Below are 18,464 nucleotides of genomic sequence, written 5' to 3'. Positions count from 1 at the left end.
GGGACCTGCCGCCCCTCACGCCTCGGCGAGCGCGGCCCGCGGACACTGGGCGACGGCCTCGCGGACGGCGTCCTCGCTCCCCTCCGGCACCGGATGCGTGACCGTCAACTCGTCGTCGTCGTTGAGATCGAACACGTCGGGAGCCAGTCCCACGCATACGCCGTTCGCTTCGCAGCGATCGAAGTCGACCTTGACATCCATTCCGAGGACCTCGCTTCATGTTCGCACCGACCGATTGCAGTTCAGACTAGAACGCGTTCCAATTCTGTGCAATGATTCGCGAGGATCCCGCACAGACGATTCGCGGGTCTCACGCAGAACGAAACGGAGCGTGCGTGGACATCTCCTACACCCCCGAACAACAGGCCCTCCGCGAGGAATTGCGGGGCTACTTCTCGCAACTCATGACGCCCGAGCGCCGCGAAGCGCTCGCCGCCACGACCGGAGAATACGGCGCAGGCACGGTGTACCGGGACGTCGTCCAGCAGATGGGCAAGGACGGATGGCTCACCCTGGGCTGGCCGGAGGAGTACGGGGGCCAGAATCGTTCCGCGATGGACCAACTCATCTTCACCGACGAGGCCGCCATCGCCGGCGCCCCGGTGCCCTTCCTCACGATCGATTCCGTCGCCCCGACGATCATGCACTACGGGACGGACGAGCAGAAGGAATTCTTCCTTCCCCGGATCTCGGCGGGTGAACTGCACTTCTCCATCGGCTATTCCGAACCCGGTGCCGGTACCGATCTGGCCTCCCTGCGCACCACCGCCGTCCGCGACGGTGACGAGTGGGTGATCAACGGCCAGAAGATGTGGACGAGCCTGATCGCGTACGCCGACTACGTGTGGCTCGCCGCCCGGACCGATCCGGACGCCAGGAAGCACCGGGGTATCAGCGTCTTCATCGTGCCGACGGACGCTCCGGGCTTCTCCTACACCCCCGTCCACACCATGGCCGGACCGGACACGAGCGCCACCTACTACCAGGACGTGCGCATCCCCGCATCCGCCCTCGTCGGCGAAGTGAACGGCGGCTGGGCACTCATCACCAACCAGCTCAACCACGAGCGGGTCGCGCTCACCTCCGCCGGCCCCGTCCTCACCGCCCTGACGGAGGTCCGGCGGTGGGCGCAGCAGACCACACTGCCCGACGGACGGCGGGTGATCGACCAGGAATGGGTGCGGGTGAATCTGGCACGTGTCCACGCCAAGGCCGAATACCTCAAGCTCATGAACTGGGATATCGCCTCGAGCGCCGGCACGACCCCCCTCGGCCCCGAGGCCGCCTCGGCGAACAAGGTGTTCGGAACCGAGTTCGCGACCGAGGCCTATCGACTGCTCATGGAGGTCCTCGGACCCGCGGCCACGGTGCGGCAGAATTCGCCCGGGGCCCTGCTGCGCGGCCGGATCGAACGCATGCAACGCAGCTCGCTCATCCTCACCTTCGGAGGCGGAACCAACGAGGTCCAGCGCGACATCATCGCCATGACCGCGCTCGGCCAGCCGCCCGCCAAGCGCTGAAACAAAGGACGTTCAACCGTGGACTTCATTCTCACCGAGGCCCAGCAGGATCTCGCGGGCCTGACCCGCAGCATCGTCACGGACATCGTCACCAACGAGCACCTGCGCACCCTCGATGCCGCCGAGGACCGTATCGACCGCACTCTGTGGGAGGCGCTCGCCTCGTCCGGAGTACTCGGTGCCGCTCTGCCCGAGTCCGTGGGCGGAGACGGATACGGACCGCTCGAGCAGGCGAGCATCCTGCGTGAACTCGGCCGCGGCGTCGCGGCCGTTCCCTATCTCACGTCCGTCACCGCATGCGCCGCGGCGATCGCCGAATTCGGTTCTCCCGAACAACTTTCCGAATGGGGCCGTCCTGCCGCCACCGGGGAGCAGATCCTCTCCGCCGCACTGGCCGAGGAACTGACCTCCGACCCCGCCCTTCCCACGACGCGTGCGAGTGCCTCGGACGGCGGATACGTCCTCGACGGCGTCAAGATCCTCGTCGACGCGGCACCGGTCGCCGACGGCTTCCTCGTCCCGGCCGCCGTCGACGGCGGCGTGTCGATCTTCCTCGTCCGGCCCGGTGATGCCGGTGTCTCCGTGACCCGGCAGCGGACCACCGATTTCGGCAGTCGCGGCATCCTCACCCTCGACGGCGTCGCCCTTGCGGCCGATCGTCTCCTCGGCACCGAGGGAGCGCGGGTCGCGGCGTGGCTGCGCGACCGCAGCCTGCTCGGTTCGGCGGCCTACCAGTGCGGAGTGCTCGAGCAGGCACTCGAGCTCACCGCGCAGTATGCGCGCGAACGCGTCCAGTTCGACCGTCCCATCGGTAGCTTCCAGGCCGTCTCGCAGCGACTCGCCGACGCCTACATCGACGTCAAGGCGGTGCGACTGACGTTGTGGCAGGCCGCATTCCGCATGGATTCCGGTCAACCCCACGACGACGCACTGCGTACCGCCGCATTCTGGGCGGCCGACGCGGGGCACCGCGTCGCCCACACGGCCGTACACGTGCACGGCGGCGTAGGACTCGACGAGGACCACCCGGTCCACCGCTACTTCCTCGCGGCCAAGCACCACGAGTTCGCGCTGGGTTCGGCCACCGACCAGTTGCGTGCCCTCGGTCGCGAACTCGCCGAGCTTCCGGCCTGACGTCATGTCCGCACCCACCCTCACCGATCTGCTCGAACAACTCGCCGAGGTCGACGACCGCGGCCTGCGCTTCGAGGACGTCGAACTGTCGTGGCGCGAACACGTCGTCCTGTCCCGTCGGCGTGCCGCTCTGCTGCGCGACCTGCTCGACGAGACATCGCCGCCGCACATCGGCATCCTCATGGACAACATCCCGGAGTTCTCCCTGCTGCTCGGCGCCGCGGCCTTCTCCGGCGCGGTGGTGGTGGGCTTGAACACGACCCGGCGAGGTGAGGCACTCGCCTGCGACATCGCGCTCGCCGACTGCCAGGTCGTGTTCACCGAGGCCGCGCACTCGGCACTGCTCGAGGGCGTGGAGCTCGGCGACGTGCGGGTGATCGAGATCGACACCCCCGAGTGGACGACGATGCTCGCCCCGTACACCGGGGCCGTCGTGGAGCCCGCCGCGACGTCGCCCGGCGATCTGTTCATGCTCATCTTCACCTCCGGCACGAGCGGCGATCCGAAGGCCGTGCGCTGCACGCACCGCAAGTTCACCGAACCGGCGGCGATGCTCGCCGCCCGCTTCGGCCTCGGTCCCGACGACACGGTGTACGTCTCGATGCCGATGTTCCATTCCAACGCGATGATCGCCGGATGGTCGATCGGGTTGGCGGCCCGCGGGAGCATCGCCCTGCGGCGCCGCTTCTCGGCCTCCGGATTCCTGCCCGACGTGCGCCGCTTCGGCGTGACCTTCGCGAACTACGTCGGTAAACCGCTGTCCTACATCGTGGCGACGCCCGAGCGACCCGACGACCACGACAATCCGTTGCGCATCATGTACGGCAACGAGGCATCGGCCGCCCATGCCGCCGAGTTCGCCCGCCGCTTCGGCGCGCGAGTGATCGACGGCTTCGGATCGACCGAGGGCGGAATCTCGATCGCGTCGGTTCCCGGCGCTCCCGCAGGGGCCCTGGGGCGGCTTCCGGAGGGAGTGGAGATTCTCGATCCCGAGACCGGGCTCCCCTGTCCCCCTGCCGAGTTCGATGCGGACGGCAGGATCGTCAACGCCGACGCGGCGACGGGTGAGCTCGTCAACGTGCGCGGGCCCGGCTTGTTCGACGGCTACTATGCGAATCCCGCCGCGGACGCCGAACGGCTTCGCGGCGGCCGGTATCACAGCGGCGATCTCGCCTACCGGGACGCGGAGGGTTTCGTGTACTTCGCCGGACGCAGCTCGGGCTGGCTCCGGGTCGACGGCGAGAACCTCGGCGCGGCACCGATCGAACGCATCCTGATGCGGTACGACGGCGTCGCCCAGGTCTCGGTGTACGGCGTGCCCGATCGGCAGGTGGGCGACCGCGTGATGGCCGCGGTGATTCCCGTGGCCGGGAAAGACTTCGATCCCGTCGCTTTCGCACGTTTCCTCGAGGCGCAGACCGATCTGGGCCCGAAGCAGATTCCCTCGCTGATCCGGGTCTGCCGCGAGTTCCCTCGCACGGCGACCTTCAAGGTCCTCACGCGCTCACTGGCCGCCGAACGGTGGCATTGTTCCGATCCGGTGTGGGTCCGGGAACGCGGTGATTCCGAATTCCGCTTGTTGTCAGCCGAACTGACGCACCTTCTCGAACCCGCTACGACCGGCCCTTCTGCGCGATAGCGTCTTTCCGGAGCCCGGAACCGCACCCTTGCCGCTTTACATACCCTGGGGTATGTTCGGCGCACACCGAGAGATCGGAACGCGGTTTCGTCGCGGCAACCGTGGAAGAAGTGAGGATTCATGGGATCGGTGCCCCGCGCTACCGCACACGCACTCGGCAGTTTCTACGCGCTGTCCCTCGACGCGGGCACGGCCCTGATCCGTTCTCCCTTCGCGTGGCGTGAATTCCTCGCCCAGTTCTGGTTCATCGCCCGGGTGTCCCTCATTCCCACCATCCTGATGTCCGTCCCGTTCACCGTCCTCGTCGTGTTCACCCTCAACTCCCTGCTCCTCGAGATCGGGGCGGGTGACCTGAGCGGAGCGGGCGCCGGCCTCGGGGCGATCACACAGATCGGACCGCTCGTGACGGTGCTCGTCGTCGCCGGCGCCGGAGCGACCGCCATCGCGGCCGATCTCGGTTCACGCACCATCCGCGACGAGATCGCGGCCCTCGAGGTACTCGGGATCGATCCTGCCGCCAGGCTCGTGCTGCCGCGTGCGCTCGCGTCGACGGCCGTCGCCGTCACCCTCAACGGCGCGGTGTGCGCTATCGGTCTCATCGGCGGATTCTTCTTCTCGGTATCGCTCCAGAACGTCGACCCCGGCGCGTACGCAGCGGGCGTGACCCTGCTCGTCGGCCCCGGAGAACTGCTGCTCTCGACGGTCAAGGCCGCGGTCTTCGGCCTGCTCGCAGGACTGATCGCATGCCATCGCGGCCTGTCGGTCAGCGGCGGCCCCAAGAGTGTCGGCGAAGCGGTCAACGAAACGGTGGTCTTCGCGTTCGTCGCGCTGTTCCTCGCCAACATGCTGCTCACTTCGATCGGGATCACGGTGATGGGCCGATGAGCTTCCCCCGCGCGGGCACGGGACGCACCGCGCACGCGGTGCGTCGCCTCGGCCGCACCTCGTCCCGTGCGGTCGACAATCTGGGACGTCAGGTCGTCTTCCTCGTCGGTGCCCTGTTCTCGACGCTGCGGGCGGCGCGGCACTATCCCCGCGAGACGCTGCGCGCGGTCTCGGAGATCGGACTCGGCACCGGGGTGCTCGCCATGGTCGGCGGCAGCGTCGCCGTCATGGGTTTCCTCACCCTCTTCGCCGGCGCGACGGTAGCGGTGCAGGGCTTCACCTCGCTCGGCAACATCGGCGTCGAGGCACTCACCGGTTTCCTCTCCGCCTACGTCAACGTCCGGGTGGTCGCACCCGTGACCGCCGGTGTCGGCCTGGCCGCGACCATCGGTGCCGGGACCACCGCCCAGCTCGGCGCGATGCGCATCAGCGAGGAGATCGACGCGCTCGAGGTCATGGCGATCAAGTCGGTGCCCTATCTGGTGGGCACCCGCATCCTGGCCGGATTGATCGCCGTGGTGCCGCTGTACTCGCTGTCGGTACTCGCCGCTTTCCTGTCGAGCCGTATCGCCACCGTGGTGATACTCGGACAGTCGCCCGGCGTCTACGACCACTACTTCGCGACCTTCCTCCGCCCCACCGACGTGCTCTGGTCCTTCGGACAGGCGATCACCATGGCCGTCGTCGTCATGACCGTGCACAGCTACTACGGCTACACCGCCACCGGCGGCCCGTCCGGTGTCGGTGTCGCGACGGGCCGCGCGGTGCGGATGTCGCTCATCGCGGTCGTCACGGTGACCCTCCTGATCTCCCTCGTCCTCTACGGCAGCAGCCGCCGGCTGCACCTGGCGGGGTGACGACCGTGCCCGCGTGGATGCCGAAGTTCGCCGCGGCGGGCTTCGTCGTCTTCGCCGTCGCCGTTCTCGTACTCGCCTATCACGGCTTCCGTGGCTCGTTCACGCCCGGCGTGAGGGTGACCGTGGAGAGCGGGCGCTCCGGCCTGGTGCTCGAGCACGGCGCCATGGTCAAAGCGCACGGCGTACACGTCGGCAGCGTCACCGCGGTGCACCACACTGCCTCCGGCGCGGTCGTCGAATTGCGTCTGGATCCGGATGCTGCCGCGCAGTTGCCGGCCGGTGTCGGCGCCGACATCCGGGCGACGACCGTCTTCGGCGCCAAGTACGTCACGCTCACCGATCCCCCGGCCCCCGGCCCGGTAGGACTGGCCGAAGGCACCGTGCTGCAGGCCTCGCGCGTGACCGTCGAGACGAACACCGTCTTCGAATCGCTCTCCGACGTCCTGCGGGCGGTCGACCCGGCAGAGTTGAACCGCACCCTCGGCGCGTTGTCGTCGGCACTGCGCGGGCAAGGCGAAGCGTTCGGTCGTGCTCTCGTCGACACCGATACCGTCCTCACCCGGATCGAGCCGCGCACCGAGACACTGCGACGCGACCTCGCGGCCGCGGAGGTGACCGCCGACATCTACGCAGGAGCCACCGACGAGATCGTCGCGTCACTCGACAACCTCGCGGTCACCGGCACGACCCTCGTCGACCGAGCCGACGATCTGGACCGCGTGCTCCTCGCTTCGATCGGGATGGGCGACGCCGGTCGCCGCGTCGTCGAACCGAACAGCGCAGGCATCGTCGACGTGCTCGATCTCCTGCGCCCGACCGCCTCACTGTTCGAGGAGTACTCGCCGGTGCTCCCGTGTTTCCTCCAGGGTGCCGACCGTGCCCGGCAACTCGCCGAACCGGCCTCGGGTGGGAACGGATCGTCGATGATGCTGAAGTCGACCATCCTGCTCGGCGTGGACCCCTACGAATATCCACGCAACCTGCCGGTGGTCGAAGCCACCGGTGGACCGCGATGCGGCCCACTGCCGATCGTGACGCCCGACGAGACGCCGGCGCCGTACGTCGTGGCGGACACCGGCGCCAACCCTTTCGAAGCAGGCAGCACATCGCCGGTCTTCGTCCCCGGGTCGCTGTTCGAACTTCTCACCGGAGGTGCCGGATGACGCGCACCGCGATCGCCTCGGGCATCTACGCCCTCGTCATGATCCTGATCCTCGCCGGGCTGTTCGTCGTGTTCGGTCAGGTCCGATTCGGTGAGCACACTCGCTACCACGCGGTCTTCGACGAGGTCTCCGGTCTGGAGGAGGGCCAATTCGTGCGCGTGTCGGGAGTCGAGGTCGGCCGGGTCACCGCCGTCGAATTCGGCGAGAACAACCGGATCGACGTCACCTTCGAACTCGACGCGTCGTACACCCCGACCCGCGCGAGCATCGCCACCGTGCGCTATCTCAATCTCGTCGGCGACCGTTATCTCGAAGTGGCCGACGCTCCCGGCGATCCCACACCCATGAAAGCCGACGAGACCATCGGTACCGACCGGACACGCCCCGCACTCGATCTGGACGTACTCATCGGCAGCTTCACCCCGTTGTTCGACGCACTCGAACCCGAACAGGTCAACCGCTTGTCCGCCGATCTGATCACGGTGCTGCAGGGCCAGGGCGGAAGTGTCGAATCCATCCTCTCCCATGCGGCTTCGCTCACATCGAGCATCGCCGACCGGGACGTACTCGTCGGACAGGTCATCGCGAATCTCGATTCGGCCCTCACGAACCTCGCCGCACACCGCGACACCCTCGACACCGCCCTGCTGCGCGCACACGAACTGACCGCCCGGCTGGCACAGGACGCCACGCTCGTCGGCGATGCCGTCACCCACATCGATGCCGCGACCGGGTCGGTCGCAGACCTGCTCACGCAGGCCCGCTTCCCCCTGGCCGGGACGATCCGCGAAACCGGCAACCTCGCAGCACAAGTGGACTCGCGCAGCGACACCGTCGAACAGCTGACGACGGAACTCCCCGACGCCTATGCCGCCCTCATCCGGCTCGGCGCCTACGGGGGGTTCTTCAACTACTACCTGTGCGGCATGCTCATCGAGATCAGCGATCCGTCCGGTAATTCCGTCACCTCACCGCTGTTCGGGCAGACGACGGGCAGGTGCGCGCCGGCATGACACAGTTCCGAGAGAAGAATCCCGTGCGCGTCGGTGTCGTCGGCACCATCGTGCTCGTCGTGCTCGTGCTCGGGGCCCTGAACATCCACTCGCTGCCCTTCTTCGACGCGGGCGCGACCTACCGGGCGAGATTCGTGGACGCCGGTGGCCTGAGCACGGGCGACACCGTGCAGGTCGCCGGCAAGGATGCCGGACGCGTGAAGGACATCGACATCGACCACGACGCCGTGGCCGTCACCTTCACCGTCGACCGGGCGGTCACATTGGGAACCGACACCACCGTCGAGATCGCCACGGCCACCGCCCTCGGCGCACGGAATCTCCGGGTACGACCGGCCGGCCCGGGCCGCCTCGAGGACGGAGCCACGATCGACCTCGATTGCACGGTCGCGCCGTATCAGCTGACCGACGCGCTCGGCGATCTCACCGACACCACCGCGGCCGTCGACACCGAGCAACTCCGCGAATCGATGCGCGTGCTGTCGGACACCCTCCGCGAGACCCCCGACGACGTGGGCGCCGCGCTCGACGGGGTGACACGATTGTCCGAGACCCTGGCGTCACGCGACGAATCCCTGCGGTCGCTGCTGACGCACGCCGAACAGGTCACGGCGGTGCTCGCCGAGCGCAGCGACGCGATCGACGCTCTCGTCGTCGACGCCGATCGCATTCTCGGCGAGCTCTACCAGCGCCGGACCGCTCTCGACAGCCTGTTCGCGAACATCGAGGCGTTGTCGGCCGAGATCTCGAATCTCGTCGCCGACAACGAAGCACAGCTCGAACCCACGCTCGGCAAGGTGAACGCTGTGCTCGCGATCCTCGAACGCAACCGCGAGAGCATCGCGCTGGCCATCGAACGGCTGGGCCCGTATGCGACCGAGCTCGGCGAGGCCGTCGCCTCCGGCCCGTTCTTCAACTCCTACATTCAGAATCTGCTGCCCATGCAGGTCGTCGAACCTGCCCTGACCGCTGCACTGGAGAAGGCCGGCATCGCTCCGGCGGGGGGAACACGATGACCCGGCTGCGTCCCCTGATCTCCTGGGGTGTCCCGATTCTCGTTCTCGCCGTGATCGCGGCCGTCTCGTTCGCCCTCGCACCGTGGCGGTCGGCCGACGAGTACGCCGCCGAATTCACCACCAGCCGTGGCCTGTACGTCGGCGACGACGTACGGATCATGGGAGTCGAGGTCGGGCGAGTGACGGAGATCGAGCCCCGCGGAGATCGTGTGCTGGTGCGTTTCGACGTCGATTCCGGCCGGCGCATCCCTGCCGACGCGCAGGCCGCGATCGTCGCTCCGACGCTGGTATCCGCCCGCTTCGTGCAACTCACCCCACCCCACACGGGAGGTCCCGAACTCGCCGTAGGCGCAACGATTCCCGTCGAGCGCACGGCGGTGCCCGTCGAATGGGACGAGATCACCGAACAACTCACGCGGCTGACCACCGAACTCGGCCCGAGCGACACCGATCCGCAAGGCGCACTGGGCGAGGTGCTCGACGTCGCGGCCGCGAACGCCGAAGGACACGGCCCTGCACTGCGTGAGAGCCTGCGACAGCTGTCCGCGGCGATGCGCACGATCTCCGACGGCCGGAACGATCTCTTCGGCACCCTGGGCAATCTGCAGGTGTTCGTCGACGCCCTGTCGATGAGCGGGGATCAGATCGTCTCCTTCCACGACCGCCTCGCGGCCGTGACGGAGATCCTCGACGCGAACCGCGACGACCTGGGCGCCGCGCTCTCGGGCCTCGACGCGGTCCTCGTCGATGTCGAACGGTTCGTCCGCAACAACCGCGAGAACGTCGACACGGCCGTCGATCGCACGACCGCCCTCACGGAGACCCTGGCCTCCCAGCGCGACGGGATCGCGCAAGTGCTGCATGTCGCGCCCACCGCGCTGTCCAATCTGCAGGGGATCTACCAGCCCGCGCACAACAGCGTGGTCTCCGCGGTGTCGCTGACCAACTTCGCGAATCCTGCCCAGTTCATCTGTTCAGCGCTGGCCGCAGCAGAACAGGTGGACGCGCACACCGGATCGGAACTGTGCGTGCAGTATCTCGGGCCGATCCTCCCGTTGCTCGCAATGGACTACCCCCCGGTGCGCATCAACCCCACCCGTGGCGTCGGTGCGCTTCCCGGCCAGCTCGTGTACACCGAACCCGAACTGATGCCGTCGCCCGGCGCACCGTCACCGACCTCGCTGGCCGACCTGTTGTCACCGGGGGCGCCGTGAGAACACGAGCCGTGCACGCTCTGAGCCTGCTGGCCTGCCTGGCGCTCACCACCGGGTGCGACTTGAAAGGGCTGAACAGCTTGCCGCTTCCCGGCACCCACGGCCGCGGCGACGACGCGTTCTCCGTGACGATCGAGATGCCGGACGTCACGACCCTCGAACGCAATTCGCGGGTCCGCGTCGGGGATGTCACCGTCGGCCGGGTCGCCGACCTGCGGCTCGGGGACGGGCACGCACTCGTGACGGTGGCGGTCGACGGAAGCACCGTGTTGCCGGGCAACGCGGTAGCGAAGATCGGGCAGACGAGCCTGCTGGGCTCCGCCCACGTCGAACTGTCCCCGCCGCTCGGAGAGCCCGCCCGGGGCAGGCTCGGGGACGGTGACGTCATCCCCCTCGAGCGAGCGGGTGCCTTCCCCACCACCGAACAGACCCTGTCGTCGCTGTCGCTGGTGCTCAGCGGAGGTGGCCTCGCCCAGGCTCAGGAGATCACCCGTGAACTGAATCGCGCGTTGGACGGGCGGCAGGAATCGGTACGCGCGATGCTCACCCGCCTCGACGTCGTGCTCGCCGGACTGGACGGACAGAAGGAGCAGATCGTGAGCGCGATGGAATCGCTCGACGCGCTCGCGGTGGAAGTCGCCGAGCACAACGCCGAGATCGCCGCGGCGACCGACAGTCTCGCACCGGCGCTGGACGTGCTCGCGTCCCAGCGTGACGACCTCACGCGGGCCGCCGACGCACTGGGACAGTTCGGACGCGTCGCGAACGAGGTCGTCACGGCGAGCGGCGACGACCTCGTCGCGAACCTGCGCGATCTCGAACCGGTGCTGGCCTCGCTCACGTCGGCCGGCGACTCGCTCACCGAGTCGTTGCGCTATCTGCTGACCTTCCCGTTCCCGATCGACACCTACCGCAACGCGGTGCGCGGCGATTACGCGAACGGCACCGTCATCCTCGACCTCACGCTGCCCACCCTGGAGAACGCGCTGTTGCTCGGCACTCCCTTCGAGAATGCTCTCACCGGCGACGGACGTCCTCTCCCGGATCTGATCTCGCTGCTGGTGCCGCCCGTGACGGAGCCCGCCCGATGAGCCCCGCCGCGGCCCTGCGCCGCCGGCTGCTGGTGTTCTTCACCGTCGGCCTGGCTGCGGTACTGATCGTGGCGCTGTTCTTCGTCAATCTGCCGGCACTGGCCGGTGTCGGTCGATACGAGGTCCGGCTCGATCTCGTCGACGCCGGCGGCCTGTATCCCTCGGCCAATGTCACCTATCGGGGAATCGACATCGGGCAGGTGTCGTCGCTGACGAGAACCGTAGACGGCGCCGAGGCCGTGCTCTCGCTCGATTCGGATGTCGCTGTCCCGGTCGACTCGACCGCGCAGGTCCGCAGCATGTCGGCCATCGGTGAACAGTACGTCGAGTTCCTGCCGGCCGGTGAGGAAGGCCCGTATCTCACGGCCGGGTCGGTGATCCCGCGAGAGCGCACATCGGTTCCGGAGCCGATCGGTGGGGCTCTCGACCGCCTCGACGACACCCTGCAGTCCGTCGGGCCCGATCGTCTCGCAGTTCTTCTCGACGAAACCCACACGGCAGTAGGTGATTCCGCTGATTCGTTGCGCACACTCGTCGACGCGACCGCAGCGGTGAGCGCTCGGGCCGCCGCGGATGCGGACGACATCGCGGCGTTGATCGACCAGGCCGGCCCACTGCTCGACGCGCAGGTCGAGTCGTCCGACACGATCGCCCGGTGGGCGTCCTCGCTGACGGGCATCACCGGGCGGCTGCGCGACTCCGACACGGACGTCCGCGCACTGCTCGGAACGGCGGCGCCGGCAGCCGCGCAAGTCCAGGCACTGTTCGAGGAAGCCGAACCCACCCTGCCCTTGCTGCTCGCCAATCTCGTCACCGTCGAACAGGTCGCCGCCGTGTATCGGCCGTCGCTCGAGCAGATGCTGGTGCTGTTCCCGTCGATCATGGCGTCGACACAGTCCGCGGCCCTGCCCAACATCGACAACCCGGCGCAGAATACGTACTTCACCACGACCTTCAACGATCCGCCACCGTGTATCACCGGTTTCCTGCCGCCGGAGCAACGGCGCTCCCCCACCGAGTTGGACGTGCCCGAGACCCCACCCGATCTGTACTGCACGCTGCCGGTGGACTCCCCCATCGCGGTGCGCGGGGCGCGCAACATGCCGTGCATCGAGTATCCGGGGCGACGTGCCCCCACGGTCCAGTTGTGCCGCGAGGGTGGATACTCACCGGGCACCCTCGAAGGGCTTCTGTCACCACCGAACTGAGCTCGGCGAGCCAGTTCCGGCCAACCGGTTCCCGGACGTTCGGGTGCCGGCGCGGGCACGCCTCCGACGCACCCGTGCCTTCCAGGGCATGTCTCCGATGACGAGCATCAATCGATCACGGCAGCCGTAGCTTCGACTTCCACAAGCTGGTGGTCGTAGCCGAGTGCGGCAATACCGATCAGCGTGCTCGGCACGTCATGGTCACCGAATGCGTCGCGGACGACCTCCCACGCCGTCACGAGGTCGTCCTGATCGGACGAGGCGACGAGCACACGCGTGGCGATGACATCCTCCAGCGCGGCGCCGGCCTCCCCGAGGGCGACTTTCATGTTCTCGATGCACTTGGCGGCCTGCGCTGCGAAGTCACCTTCACCGTAGGTCGATCCATCATTGTTCAGTGGGCACGATCCCGCCAGAAAGATCAGACGCGCTTCTGCAGGCGCGGTAGCGGCGTAGGCGTACTCCGCCGCGTCCGATAACGAGTTGGAACGAATCAGGGTCACAGCCTTGGGCATTGTCGTCCCCTCCGGGTCGAGTACGTGTCCGATCAGCTTCGCACAGCGCTGCGCCACTGTGCCGCCGGGTAATTCAGTCGTCCGCCCAGACCAGGTTGTGCAGGCGCGTCGCTTCGATCAGGTCGGGATCGCGCTCCTCGACGGCGCCGTAGTCCAGCACCGTGATGTTCTTGCTGACCGGTCCGTCACCGGGACGCTCGTGCAGCGCCCAGAGCACCAGCCCGTCGCCGTGCCGGGATGCGAATTGGATGCCGGCCCGGTCCGACGATCGACTCCGGGGCACAGTGGCTGGAGGCAGCCGCCAATCCCTCCCTTGTCAACGGCAATCGAAGACTGGTTCTGGACCACTGTGCGTGATAGTGCGATACTGCGACTCAGTGTAGGGATCCTGGCATTTCCGTCTGGCAGACTTCGACCATGGACCGGAACCGAGGCACCGGAAACAACGGTCGCTACGAGTACTACAGCACCAACGACGTCGGTGAGGAACTGCCGATCGTCCGGCACGGTGACTTCGAACAAGCGGACTGGGACATGCGCTTTTTGTCCGCGCTCACCAGACATCTGTCGGCACGACCCTGGGACACTGGGGCGTACGAGATCGAACGGCTGAGCTGGGCGGATTCGGTCATGACATTGGTGGTGCGGGTATGGGGTCGCGATGACTCCGGCCTGGTCGGTTGGCGCGAACACCTGCCCGCAATCCGAGCAGGTTTCGCACCCGACGATCCGGAGACAGTCGCGAGCGCCTGGCACACCGGCGAGTTCTATCCCCGCTACCTGCCGCACCCGTATTCGCCTGGCCCCGACGGTATTCACTGGATCGGGACCCGGCGACCGTCTCACCCCGGCAACCGGTGATACCGACCTCGCCACTGGATCGTCACGGAAGGTGTACCAGAACCGGACACCGTCACGTTAGGCACGCCGGCGCCGAGCCGCTCCACCGTTCAGTGCCCGCTCGTACCTCCAGACGACCAGCGACCGGGCGAACTTCGGCTTCCTCATACGCTCTACCACCTAATACAAGATAAATCATCTAAGCTTGTACACGTCGAGGTGGCGAGCATGGCCGAAACATCACAGCTTCTCTCCGGCGCGATCGCACTGCTGCGTCGTGCCGGCATCCGCCTTGTCTCCGGTTCCCTCGACGCCTGGGACCTGGCTCTGCCCGACGGCCGGGAATTGCCGACCCGGGTGCGGGTATCCCGGCGGCCACCCACCCCCACGGTCCTCGCCCAGCTGCTCGCCGAACCGGACCCGGTCCGACGTGTACTCGTGGTGACCGCTCGCGCCACGGCGCATCTGCGGACGCTCGCGACGAACGGCGAGATCGATGTGATCGCCGTGGATGAGGAGCTGCTCGTGCTCGCCGGCGTGCGCTACGACGTGACCGATGCCGCGTCCGCCGCGGCGGCCCCTATTCGTGCTGCGCGGGGCCGGAAACCGTGGGTGCGCTGGGCACTCGCCCGCGCCCTGCTGCTCTCGGATACGGCGCAGAGCCAGCACCGGCTCGCCGAGCTGCTGGGAGTCTCCCAGCAGGCGGTCTCGCTCGCCCTCAAACAGCTCCAGGCGGTGCGGCGCACCGAGCACGGCTGGCTCGCTGTATCCCCCGAGGAACTGCTCGCGGACTATCTGGCCGGTTATCCCGGTCCTGGGGGTGCCGTGACCTATTGGTACGGCCTGGATCCGGTGATCGCGCAGGCCACCGCCGCAGTCGACTTCTGCGCCCGGCAGGAGGTGGCAGTGTTGGTCAGCGGCGATGCGGCGGCCGATGTGTACGCCCCGTGGCGGCTGCCGACCCGGGCGCTGCTCTACACCGATCGGCTCGTCGACCTGAGCGCCGCGGGCTTCGGTCCCGCCACCGAGGCCGAGTACACCCTGGCCGTGCAGGTCCCGGCCGACCCGACACTGTGGCGCACCGCGGAGATCAGCGAACCGGCATTGCTGGCCGATCCCCTGATCACCGCGGGCGATGTGCTGCGTACCGGGGGCGCCGACGCTGCCGAAGCCGCCGACCATGTGCTCGCCACGATCCGGCAGAAGGCCGCCCTATGAGTGATGTGCCCGAGGTGGAAATCCTCGCCGCGTCGAATGCCGCCGACCGCGGCCTGCGGGCGCTAGCCGATCTCGCCGCGGCGGCGGCCGGGAGCAACTACCGGGTCGTCGGCGGGCACATGGTGCACCTGCTCGGTCGCCTCTACCCCACCGACACCGCTGCCCGGGTCACCGCTGACGCCGATGCCGGCATGGAGACCGTCGCCGCGGCCGACGCCACCTTCCACACCGCACTGCTCGCCCGGGGCTATCGGCTGGTGGTCGGCAACCACTACGAGGCACCTCCGGCGACGACACTCCCCTGTCCGTAGATCTCCTCGTTCCCGGCACCGGCAGTTGCCGGCTCAAGCACATCGAGTACGCCGGGCGCGGCTTCGACGCCATCCCCGGCCTGACTCTCGCCCTGGCCGCCGACCCGATGCAGGTGCGCGTGCGGGCACAATTGACGACTAGCGAGATCTTGCGTTTCGAGGTGCCGGTGCCCGGCGTCGAGCAGGCGGTGGTGCTCAAGGCGCTCGCCTGGCGCAGCCGCCTCGCCGCCAAGGACATCGCCGACCTGTGCACCCTGCTGACAATCACCCACGAACACCGAGACCGACTGGAAACTGCACATCGCCCGCACCGGCGCCCGCAAGGACGCAGCACAGGCGCTGCACGCGCTGGTCACCATGCTCGATCGCGGTCAGCGCATCGACGGGCTGACCATCGCCCCGGCACGTCTGTCCGTCCTCATCCGCCGCTACGTCGCCGACCCCCACACAACCCGACCGCCCACCGGCACCGCGCAGCAGATCGCTCGTGATCCCAGCGGACAGCAGGCATTGCTCTCCGCTCTGCGCACTGCCATGTCCGGGTCACCCGCACCGTCCGAAGCCCGGCGCACCCAACGGCAGTACGACCCTGACCCAGTCGGAGCCACCCGACCACAGTCCCCAGGGCGGTCCCGACCTGGAGCTGTGAGTCCGCAATGACCGCTTGGGAGGAACCCCTCGCACGCTGTGTGAGCCACTGCGCGTGCACTGCTCGCGATGCGTGCATGCGTCGCACGCACTGCACGCATCCGTGCCGACGCGGATTCATGAAGTCCTGGGTCCACCCGTTGGTCCTGCAGTGACACGGCATGGTCTGTCGAGCCGCGGGTCAACTCTCCGGAACCGTCTCGGGCGCACGTCTATGGTCGCGACGACTCGGGGGCTGCGATGACCGTGCGGCCGCAGAGCTGCCGTCGTCAGGCGCGTCGGAGTGACGTTGCATACTCGTCCAGAGGCACACCCGGAAGGCGGACCCGTTGAACGCGATCGATTGGGACAGGATTGGTATCGACAAGTTTGAACGGATAGTCGACACTCTTGTCGCTCGCAAATGGAAAGGCCTCGCGAAGGTCACTTGCCCTGATGGAAGGGGCGGCGACGACGGTATCGATATCGAAGTACGACAAGGAGCCCGCCGGCGCATCTACCAGCTGAAGTACTTCACAGACGGCTTCTCCGGCAACATGAAGAAGACACGCACGGAGCAGATTCGCAACTCGTTCAGGCGCGCAATGAAGCTGGACCCGCCGCCCGTGGAGTGGATACTGGTCGTCCCGTCAAAGCTCACTCCGGGAGAGCGCAGCTTCGTCGAAGAGCTGGTGCAGTACGTAGAAGAGGGCACGAAGCCACCGAAGATCAGCATTCTCGATCGTGTCGGGCTCGATCTTCTCGCGGTCGAGAACCCGGACGTCTATGCCTATCTCGGGCGCGAGCAAATGAGGTCAGATGTCGAACTCTATAGGTTGGAGACAGCAACCTTACTCGGGGGGATCGACTCTCTGACTGAACGCGTCTCCGGTCTGGGAGACCTCGCGGACTCGGCAGACCTCTACTGGGCCGTTGACTTCGCTCGCCGGGGCAACCAGGTGACGTATACAGCCCGCCCGAAAGATCCAGACGCTCATATCAAGAGTCCTATAACCGCCACGATCACCGGCAGTTTCGGGGATGAGCACACTGAGGTGCAACGTCAGTTCGAGCAGGCTCTCAGGTATGGAGCATCGGGACGCGTCGTTCTTCCACCAGAGGTCGTTCGTCAGCTGACCATCAGCGGACCTGAGCTGCTCGCCGGACAACACAGCAACGTCGAAGTTCACTTGGAACCGCTCAGCGACAGTCCTCACGTGGGGGCAGTAGCCGAACTCAGATTCATCGGCGTCGATGAACAAGAGTCAGTCTTTGAAGGGGAAGTCACCTACATCAACGAAGGCAGCCTCGGGGTCACACTAAAGATCAGGTTCTACGGACATGCCGAGGTGGAGTTGCACTATCCCCTCAACAACAAGGCGCTTCCCGGAGATGTACAGATCTCGTACAACTTCCGTCGTATCCGCCCGACGGATGCGCTGCGGGTGATCGACCTTGTGCGTGCATTGCGAACGCCCGGAGTGTGCAGGACCTACATCGACGGTCACCTCCTTTGGTCGTTGGCTACTCATGAGGAGGTGACGAGGGACGATGCCGACGCCTATCTCACCGAGATGTACGGGCTAGCGCGTGACCTCGCCATAGTGCAGGAGTACTGCAACACCCGCTTCGTCATTCCCGATGAGCTAACTCCTCTGGAACGAGTCAATCTCCGGGTGGCCCGCATCCTGATCGAGGGATATATGGTCGCATCGCCGGAGGCACCTACCGGAATTCTCGGACTCAGCGGCACCGACTCTCCGGACGTACGAGCCCTGCTTGTCGAGGGAGGCATGATTAGATTTCCTGTCCAGGAGTTCATCCTGCGATTGGGAACTCGTGAATTGAATCTTGGCCAGGTAGGGGCATTCCATCCTCATGCGGTGGCCTTGAATAGCGAGGAAGCTCTCGCAGCTCTGGACGCGGGAGAAGCAAAAGGGTTCAAGGTGAGATTTCGGCCAGGTGATGACCCTTATTTCTATCTCTTCAAGCCAGATCGAATCCGGGATCGCCAAGCGCCGGAGCTCGCGCTCTGGAGCCTTCCAGGTATCGATCAGCCCGGTGTGGACGAGGAAGCTTTCACATCGCCAGATAGTGACGAGTCCGGCGCGTAGCGCGACCCGAATGAGATACCCGGCGCGGACGCAGCCGACGAACAGCGAGACCGTCAGGAAGCCGGGCCGCCCCACACGCCATATGCGCGGTGCGTGCAT

At 67.0% G+C, this 18,464-nt stretch carries 18 protein-coding genes; 15 read left to right on the top strand and 3 right to left on the bottom strand.

Annotated elements, in window-relative coordinates:
* Positions 1-15: 15 nt before the first annotated feature.
* Positions 16-201, bottom strand: a complete 186-nt coding sequence (locus tag MOM01_RS11340; protein WP_241385540.1) for a ferredoxin — start codon at positions 199-201, stop codon at positions 16-18.
* A gap of 134 nt (positions 202-335) precedes the next feature.
* Between MOM01_RS11340 and MOM01_RS11335 the strand changes: the two genes are divergently transcribed.
* The 11 genes from MOM01_RS11335 to MOM01_RS11285 all read left to right on the top strand — a co-directional run bounded on the left by MOM01_RS11335 (position 336) and on the right by MOM01_RS11285 (position 12,740).
* A complete protein-coding gene (locus MOM01_RS11335; RefSeq protein WP_241385539.1) occupies positions 336-1,520 on the top strand; it encodes an acyl-CoA dehydrogenase family protein in 1,185 nt (394 codons plus the stop codon).
* Between the two features lie 18 nt (positions 1,521-1,538).
* Positions 1,539-2,654, top strand: a complete 1,116-nt coding sequence (locus MOM01_RS11330; protein ID WP_241385538.1) for an acyl-CoA dehydrogenase family protein — start codon at positions 1,539-1,541, stop codon at positions 2,652-2,654.
* A 4-nt stretch (positions 2,655-2,658) separates the two neighbouring features.
* The gene (locus MOM01_RS11325; RefSeq protein ID WP_241385537.1) at positions 2,659-4,293 is read left to right on the top strand and encodes a long-chain-fatty-acid--CoA ligase; all 1,635 of its coding nucleotides are present in this window, start codon (positions 2,659-2,661) and stop codon (positions 4,291-4,293) included.
* A gap of 120 nt (positions 4,294-4,413) precedes the next feature.
* On the top strand, positions 4,414-5,178 hold the full coding sequence (locus MOM01_RS11320) for an MlaE family ABC transporter permease (RefSeq protein WP_241385536.1): 765 nt from the start codon (positions 4,414-4,416) through the stop codon (positions 5,176-5,178).
* Positions 5,175-6,035 carry an MlaE family ABC transporter permease gene (locus tag MOM01_RS11315; RefSeq protein ID WP_241385535.1) on the top strand — a complete coding sequence of 287 codons (861 nt, stop codon included), beginning with the start codon at positions 5,175-5,177 and terminating at the stop codon, positions 6,033-6,035. The genes MOM01_RS11320 and MOM01_RS11315 overlap by 4 nt, the downstream gene beginning before the upstream one ends.
* Positions 6,032-7,198, top strand: a complete 1,167-nt coding sequence (locus MOM01_RS11310) for an MCE family protein (RefSeq protein ID WP_241385534.1) — start codon at positions 6,032-6,034, stop codon at positions 7,196-7,198. Before MOM01_RS11315 ends, MOM01_RS11310 begins: the two co-directional genes overlap by 4 nt.
* Positions 7,195-8,211 carry an MCE family protein gene (locus MOM01_RS11305; RefSeq protein WP_241385533.1) on the top strand — a complete coding sequence of 339 codons (1,017 nt, stop codon included), beginning with the start codon at positions 7,195-7,197 and terminating at the stop codon, positions 8,209-8,211. The genes MOM01_RS11310 and MOM01_RS11305 overlap by 4 nt, the downstream gene beginning before the upstream one ends.
* A complete protein-coding gene (locus MOM01_RS11300; protein WP_241385532.1) occupies positions 8,208-9,227 on the top strand; it encodes an MCE family protein in 1,020 nt (339 codons plus the stop codon). The genes MOM01_RS11305 and MOM01_RS11300 overlap by 4 nt, the downstream gene beginning before the upstream one ends.
* Positions 9,224-10,441: an MCE family protein gene (locus MOM01_RS11295; protein ID WP_241385531.1), complete on the top strand. Its 1,218-nt coding sequence runs from the start codon at positions 9,224-9,226 to the stop codon at positions 10,439-10,441. Before MOM01_RS11300 ends, MOM01_RS11295 begins: the two co-directional genes overlap by 4 nt.
* Positions 10,438-11,532 (top strand): MCE family protein, encoded by a 1,095-nt coding sequence (locus tag MOM01_RS11290; RefSeq protein ID WP_241385530.1) that lies wholly within the window; start codon positions 10,438-10,440, stop codon positions 11,530-11,532. Before MOM01_RS11295 ends, MOM01_RS11290 begins: the two co-directional genes overlap by 4 nt.
* Positions 11,529-12,740: an MCE family protein gene (locus tag MOM01_RS11285; protein ID WP_241385529.1), complete on the top strand. Its 1,212-nt coding sequence runs from the start codon at positions 11,529-11,531 to the stop codon at positions 12,738-12,740. The genes MOM01_RS11290 and MOM01_RS11285 overlap by 4 nt, the downstream gene beginning before the upstream one ends.
* 107 nt (positions 12,741-12,847) lie before the next feature.
* Here MOM01_RS11285 and MOM01_RS11280 read toward each other — a convergent pair whose 3' ends face one another.
* Together MOM01_RS11280 and MOM01_RS11275 are read right to left on the bottom strand one after the other, a co-directional pair.
* Positions 12,848-13,255: a RidA family protein gene (locus MOM01_RS11280; protein ID WP_241385528.1), complete on the bottom strand. Its 408-nt coding sequence runs from the start codon at positions 13,253-13,255 to the stop codon at positions 12,848-12,850.
* A gap of 73 nt (positions 13,256-13,328) precedes the next feature.
* Positions 13,329-13,538 (bottom strand): hypothetical protein, encoded by a 210-nt coding sequence (locus MOM01_RS11275; RefSeq protein WP_241385527.1) that lies wholly within the window; start codon positions 13,536-13,538, stop codon positions 13,329-13,331.
* Between the two features lie 134 nt (positions 13,539-13,672).
* Here MOM01_RS11275 and MOM01_RS11270 point away from each other — a divergent pair, with 134 nt between their 5' ends.
* From MOM01_RS11270 to MOM01_RS11255, 4 genes are all read left to right on the top strand, one after another.
* Positions 13,673-14,116, top strand: coding sequence for a hypothetical protein (locus MOM01_RS11270; protein ID WP_241385526.1), 444 nt, complete (start codon positions 13,673-13,675; stop codon positions 14,114-14,116).
* A 207-nt stretch (positions 14,117-14,323) separates the two neighbouring features.
* A complete protein-coding gene (locus tag MOM01_RS11265; RefSeq protein WP_241385525.1) occupies positions 14,324-15,313 on the top strand; it encodes a hypothetical protein in 990 nt (329 codons plus the stop codon).
* Positions 15,310-15,624, top strand: a complete 315-nt coding sequence (locus tag MOM01_RS11260; RefSeq protein WP_241385524.1) for a hypothetical protein — start codon at positions 15,310-15,312, stop codon at positions 15,622-15,624. The genes MOM01_RS11265 and MOM01_RS11260 overlap by 4 nt, the downstream gene beginning before the upstream one ends.
* A 977-nt stretch (positions 15,625-16,601) precedes the next feature.
* The gene (locus MOM01_RS11255) at positions 16,602-18,365 is read left to right on the top strand and encodes a hypothetical protein (protein ID WP_241385523.1); all 1,764 of its coding nucleotides are present in this window, start codon (positions 16,602-16,604) and stop codon (positions 18,363-18,365) included.
* Positions 18,366-18,464 lie beyond the last annotated feature (99 nt).

Source organism: Rhodococcus sp. CH91 (assembly GCF_022554085.1).
Taxonomy (GTDB): Bacteria; Actinomycetota; Actinomycetes; order Mycobacteriales; family Mycobacteriaceae; genus Rhodococcus.
Note: the sequence above shows the minus strand (reverse complement) of the source record. Positions and strands in the feature narration are given on the sequence as shown.

Bases quoted from the DNA above. Each gene is read 5' to 3' on its own strand.
- MOM01_RS11340 (WP_241385540.1), bottom strand. From the start codon at position 201: ATGGATGTCAAGGTCGACTTCGATCGCTGCGAAGCGAACGGCGTATGC.
- MOM01_RS11325 (WP_241385537.1), top strand. From the start codon at position 2,659: ATGTCCGCACCCACCCTCACCGATCTGCTCGAACAACTCGCCGAGGTC.
- MOM01_RS11320 (WP_241385536.1), top strand. From the start codon at position 4,414: ATGGGATCGGTGCCCCGCGCTACCGCACACGCACTCGGCAGTTTCTAC.
- MOM01_RS11315 (WP_241385535.1), top strand. From the start codon at position 5,175: ATGAGCTTCCCCCGCGCGGGCACGGGACGCACCGCGCACGCGGTGCGT.
- MOM01_RS11305 (WP_241385533.1), top strand. From the start codon at position 7,195: ATGACGCGCACCGCGATCGCCTCGGGCATCTACGCCCTCGTCATGATC.
- MOM01_RS11300 (WP_241385532.1), top strand. From the start codon at position 8,208: ATGACACAGTTCCGAGAGAAGAATCCCGTGCGCGTCGGTGTCGTCGGC.
- MOM01_RS11295 (WP_241385531.1), top strand. From the start codon at position 9,224: ATGACCCGGCTGCGTCCCCTGATCTCCTGGGGTGTCCCGATTCTCGTT.
- MOM01_RS11285 (WP_241385529.1), top strand. From the start codon at position 11,529: ATGAGCCCCGCCGCGGCCCTGCGCCGCCGGCTGCTGGTGTTCTTCACC.
- MOM01_RS11280 (WP_241385528.1), bottom strand. From the start codon at position 13,255: ATGCCCAAGGCTGTGACCCTGATTCGTTCCAACTCGTTATCGGACGCG.
- MOM01_RS11270 (WP_241385526.1), top strand. From the start codon at position 13,673: ATGGACCGGAACCGAGGCACCGGAAACAACGGTCGCTACGAGTACTAC.
- MOM01_RS11265 (WP_241385525.1), top strand. From the start codon at position 14,324: ATGGCCGAAACATCACAGCTTCTCTCCGGCGCGATCGCACTGCTGCGT.
- MOM01_RS11260 (WP_241385524.1), top strand. From the start codon at position 15,310: ATGAGTGATGTGCCCGAGGTGGAAATCCTCGCCGCGTCGAATGCCGCC.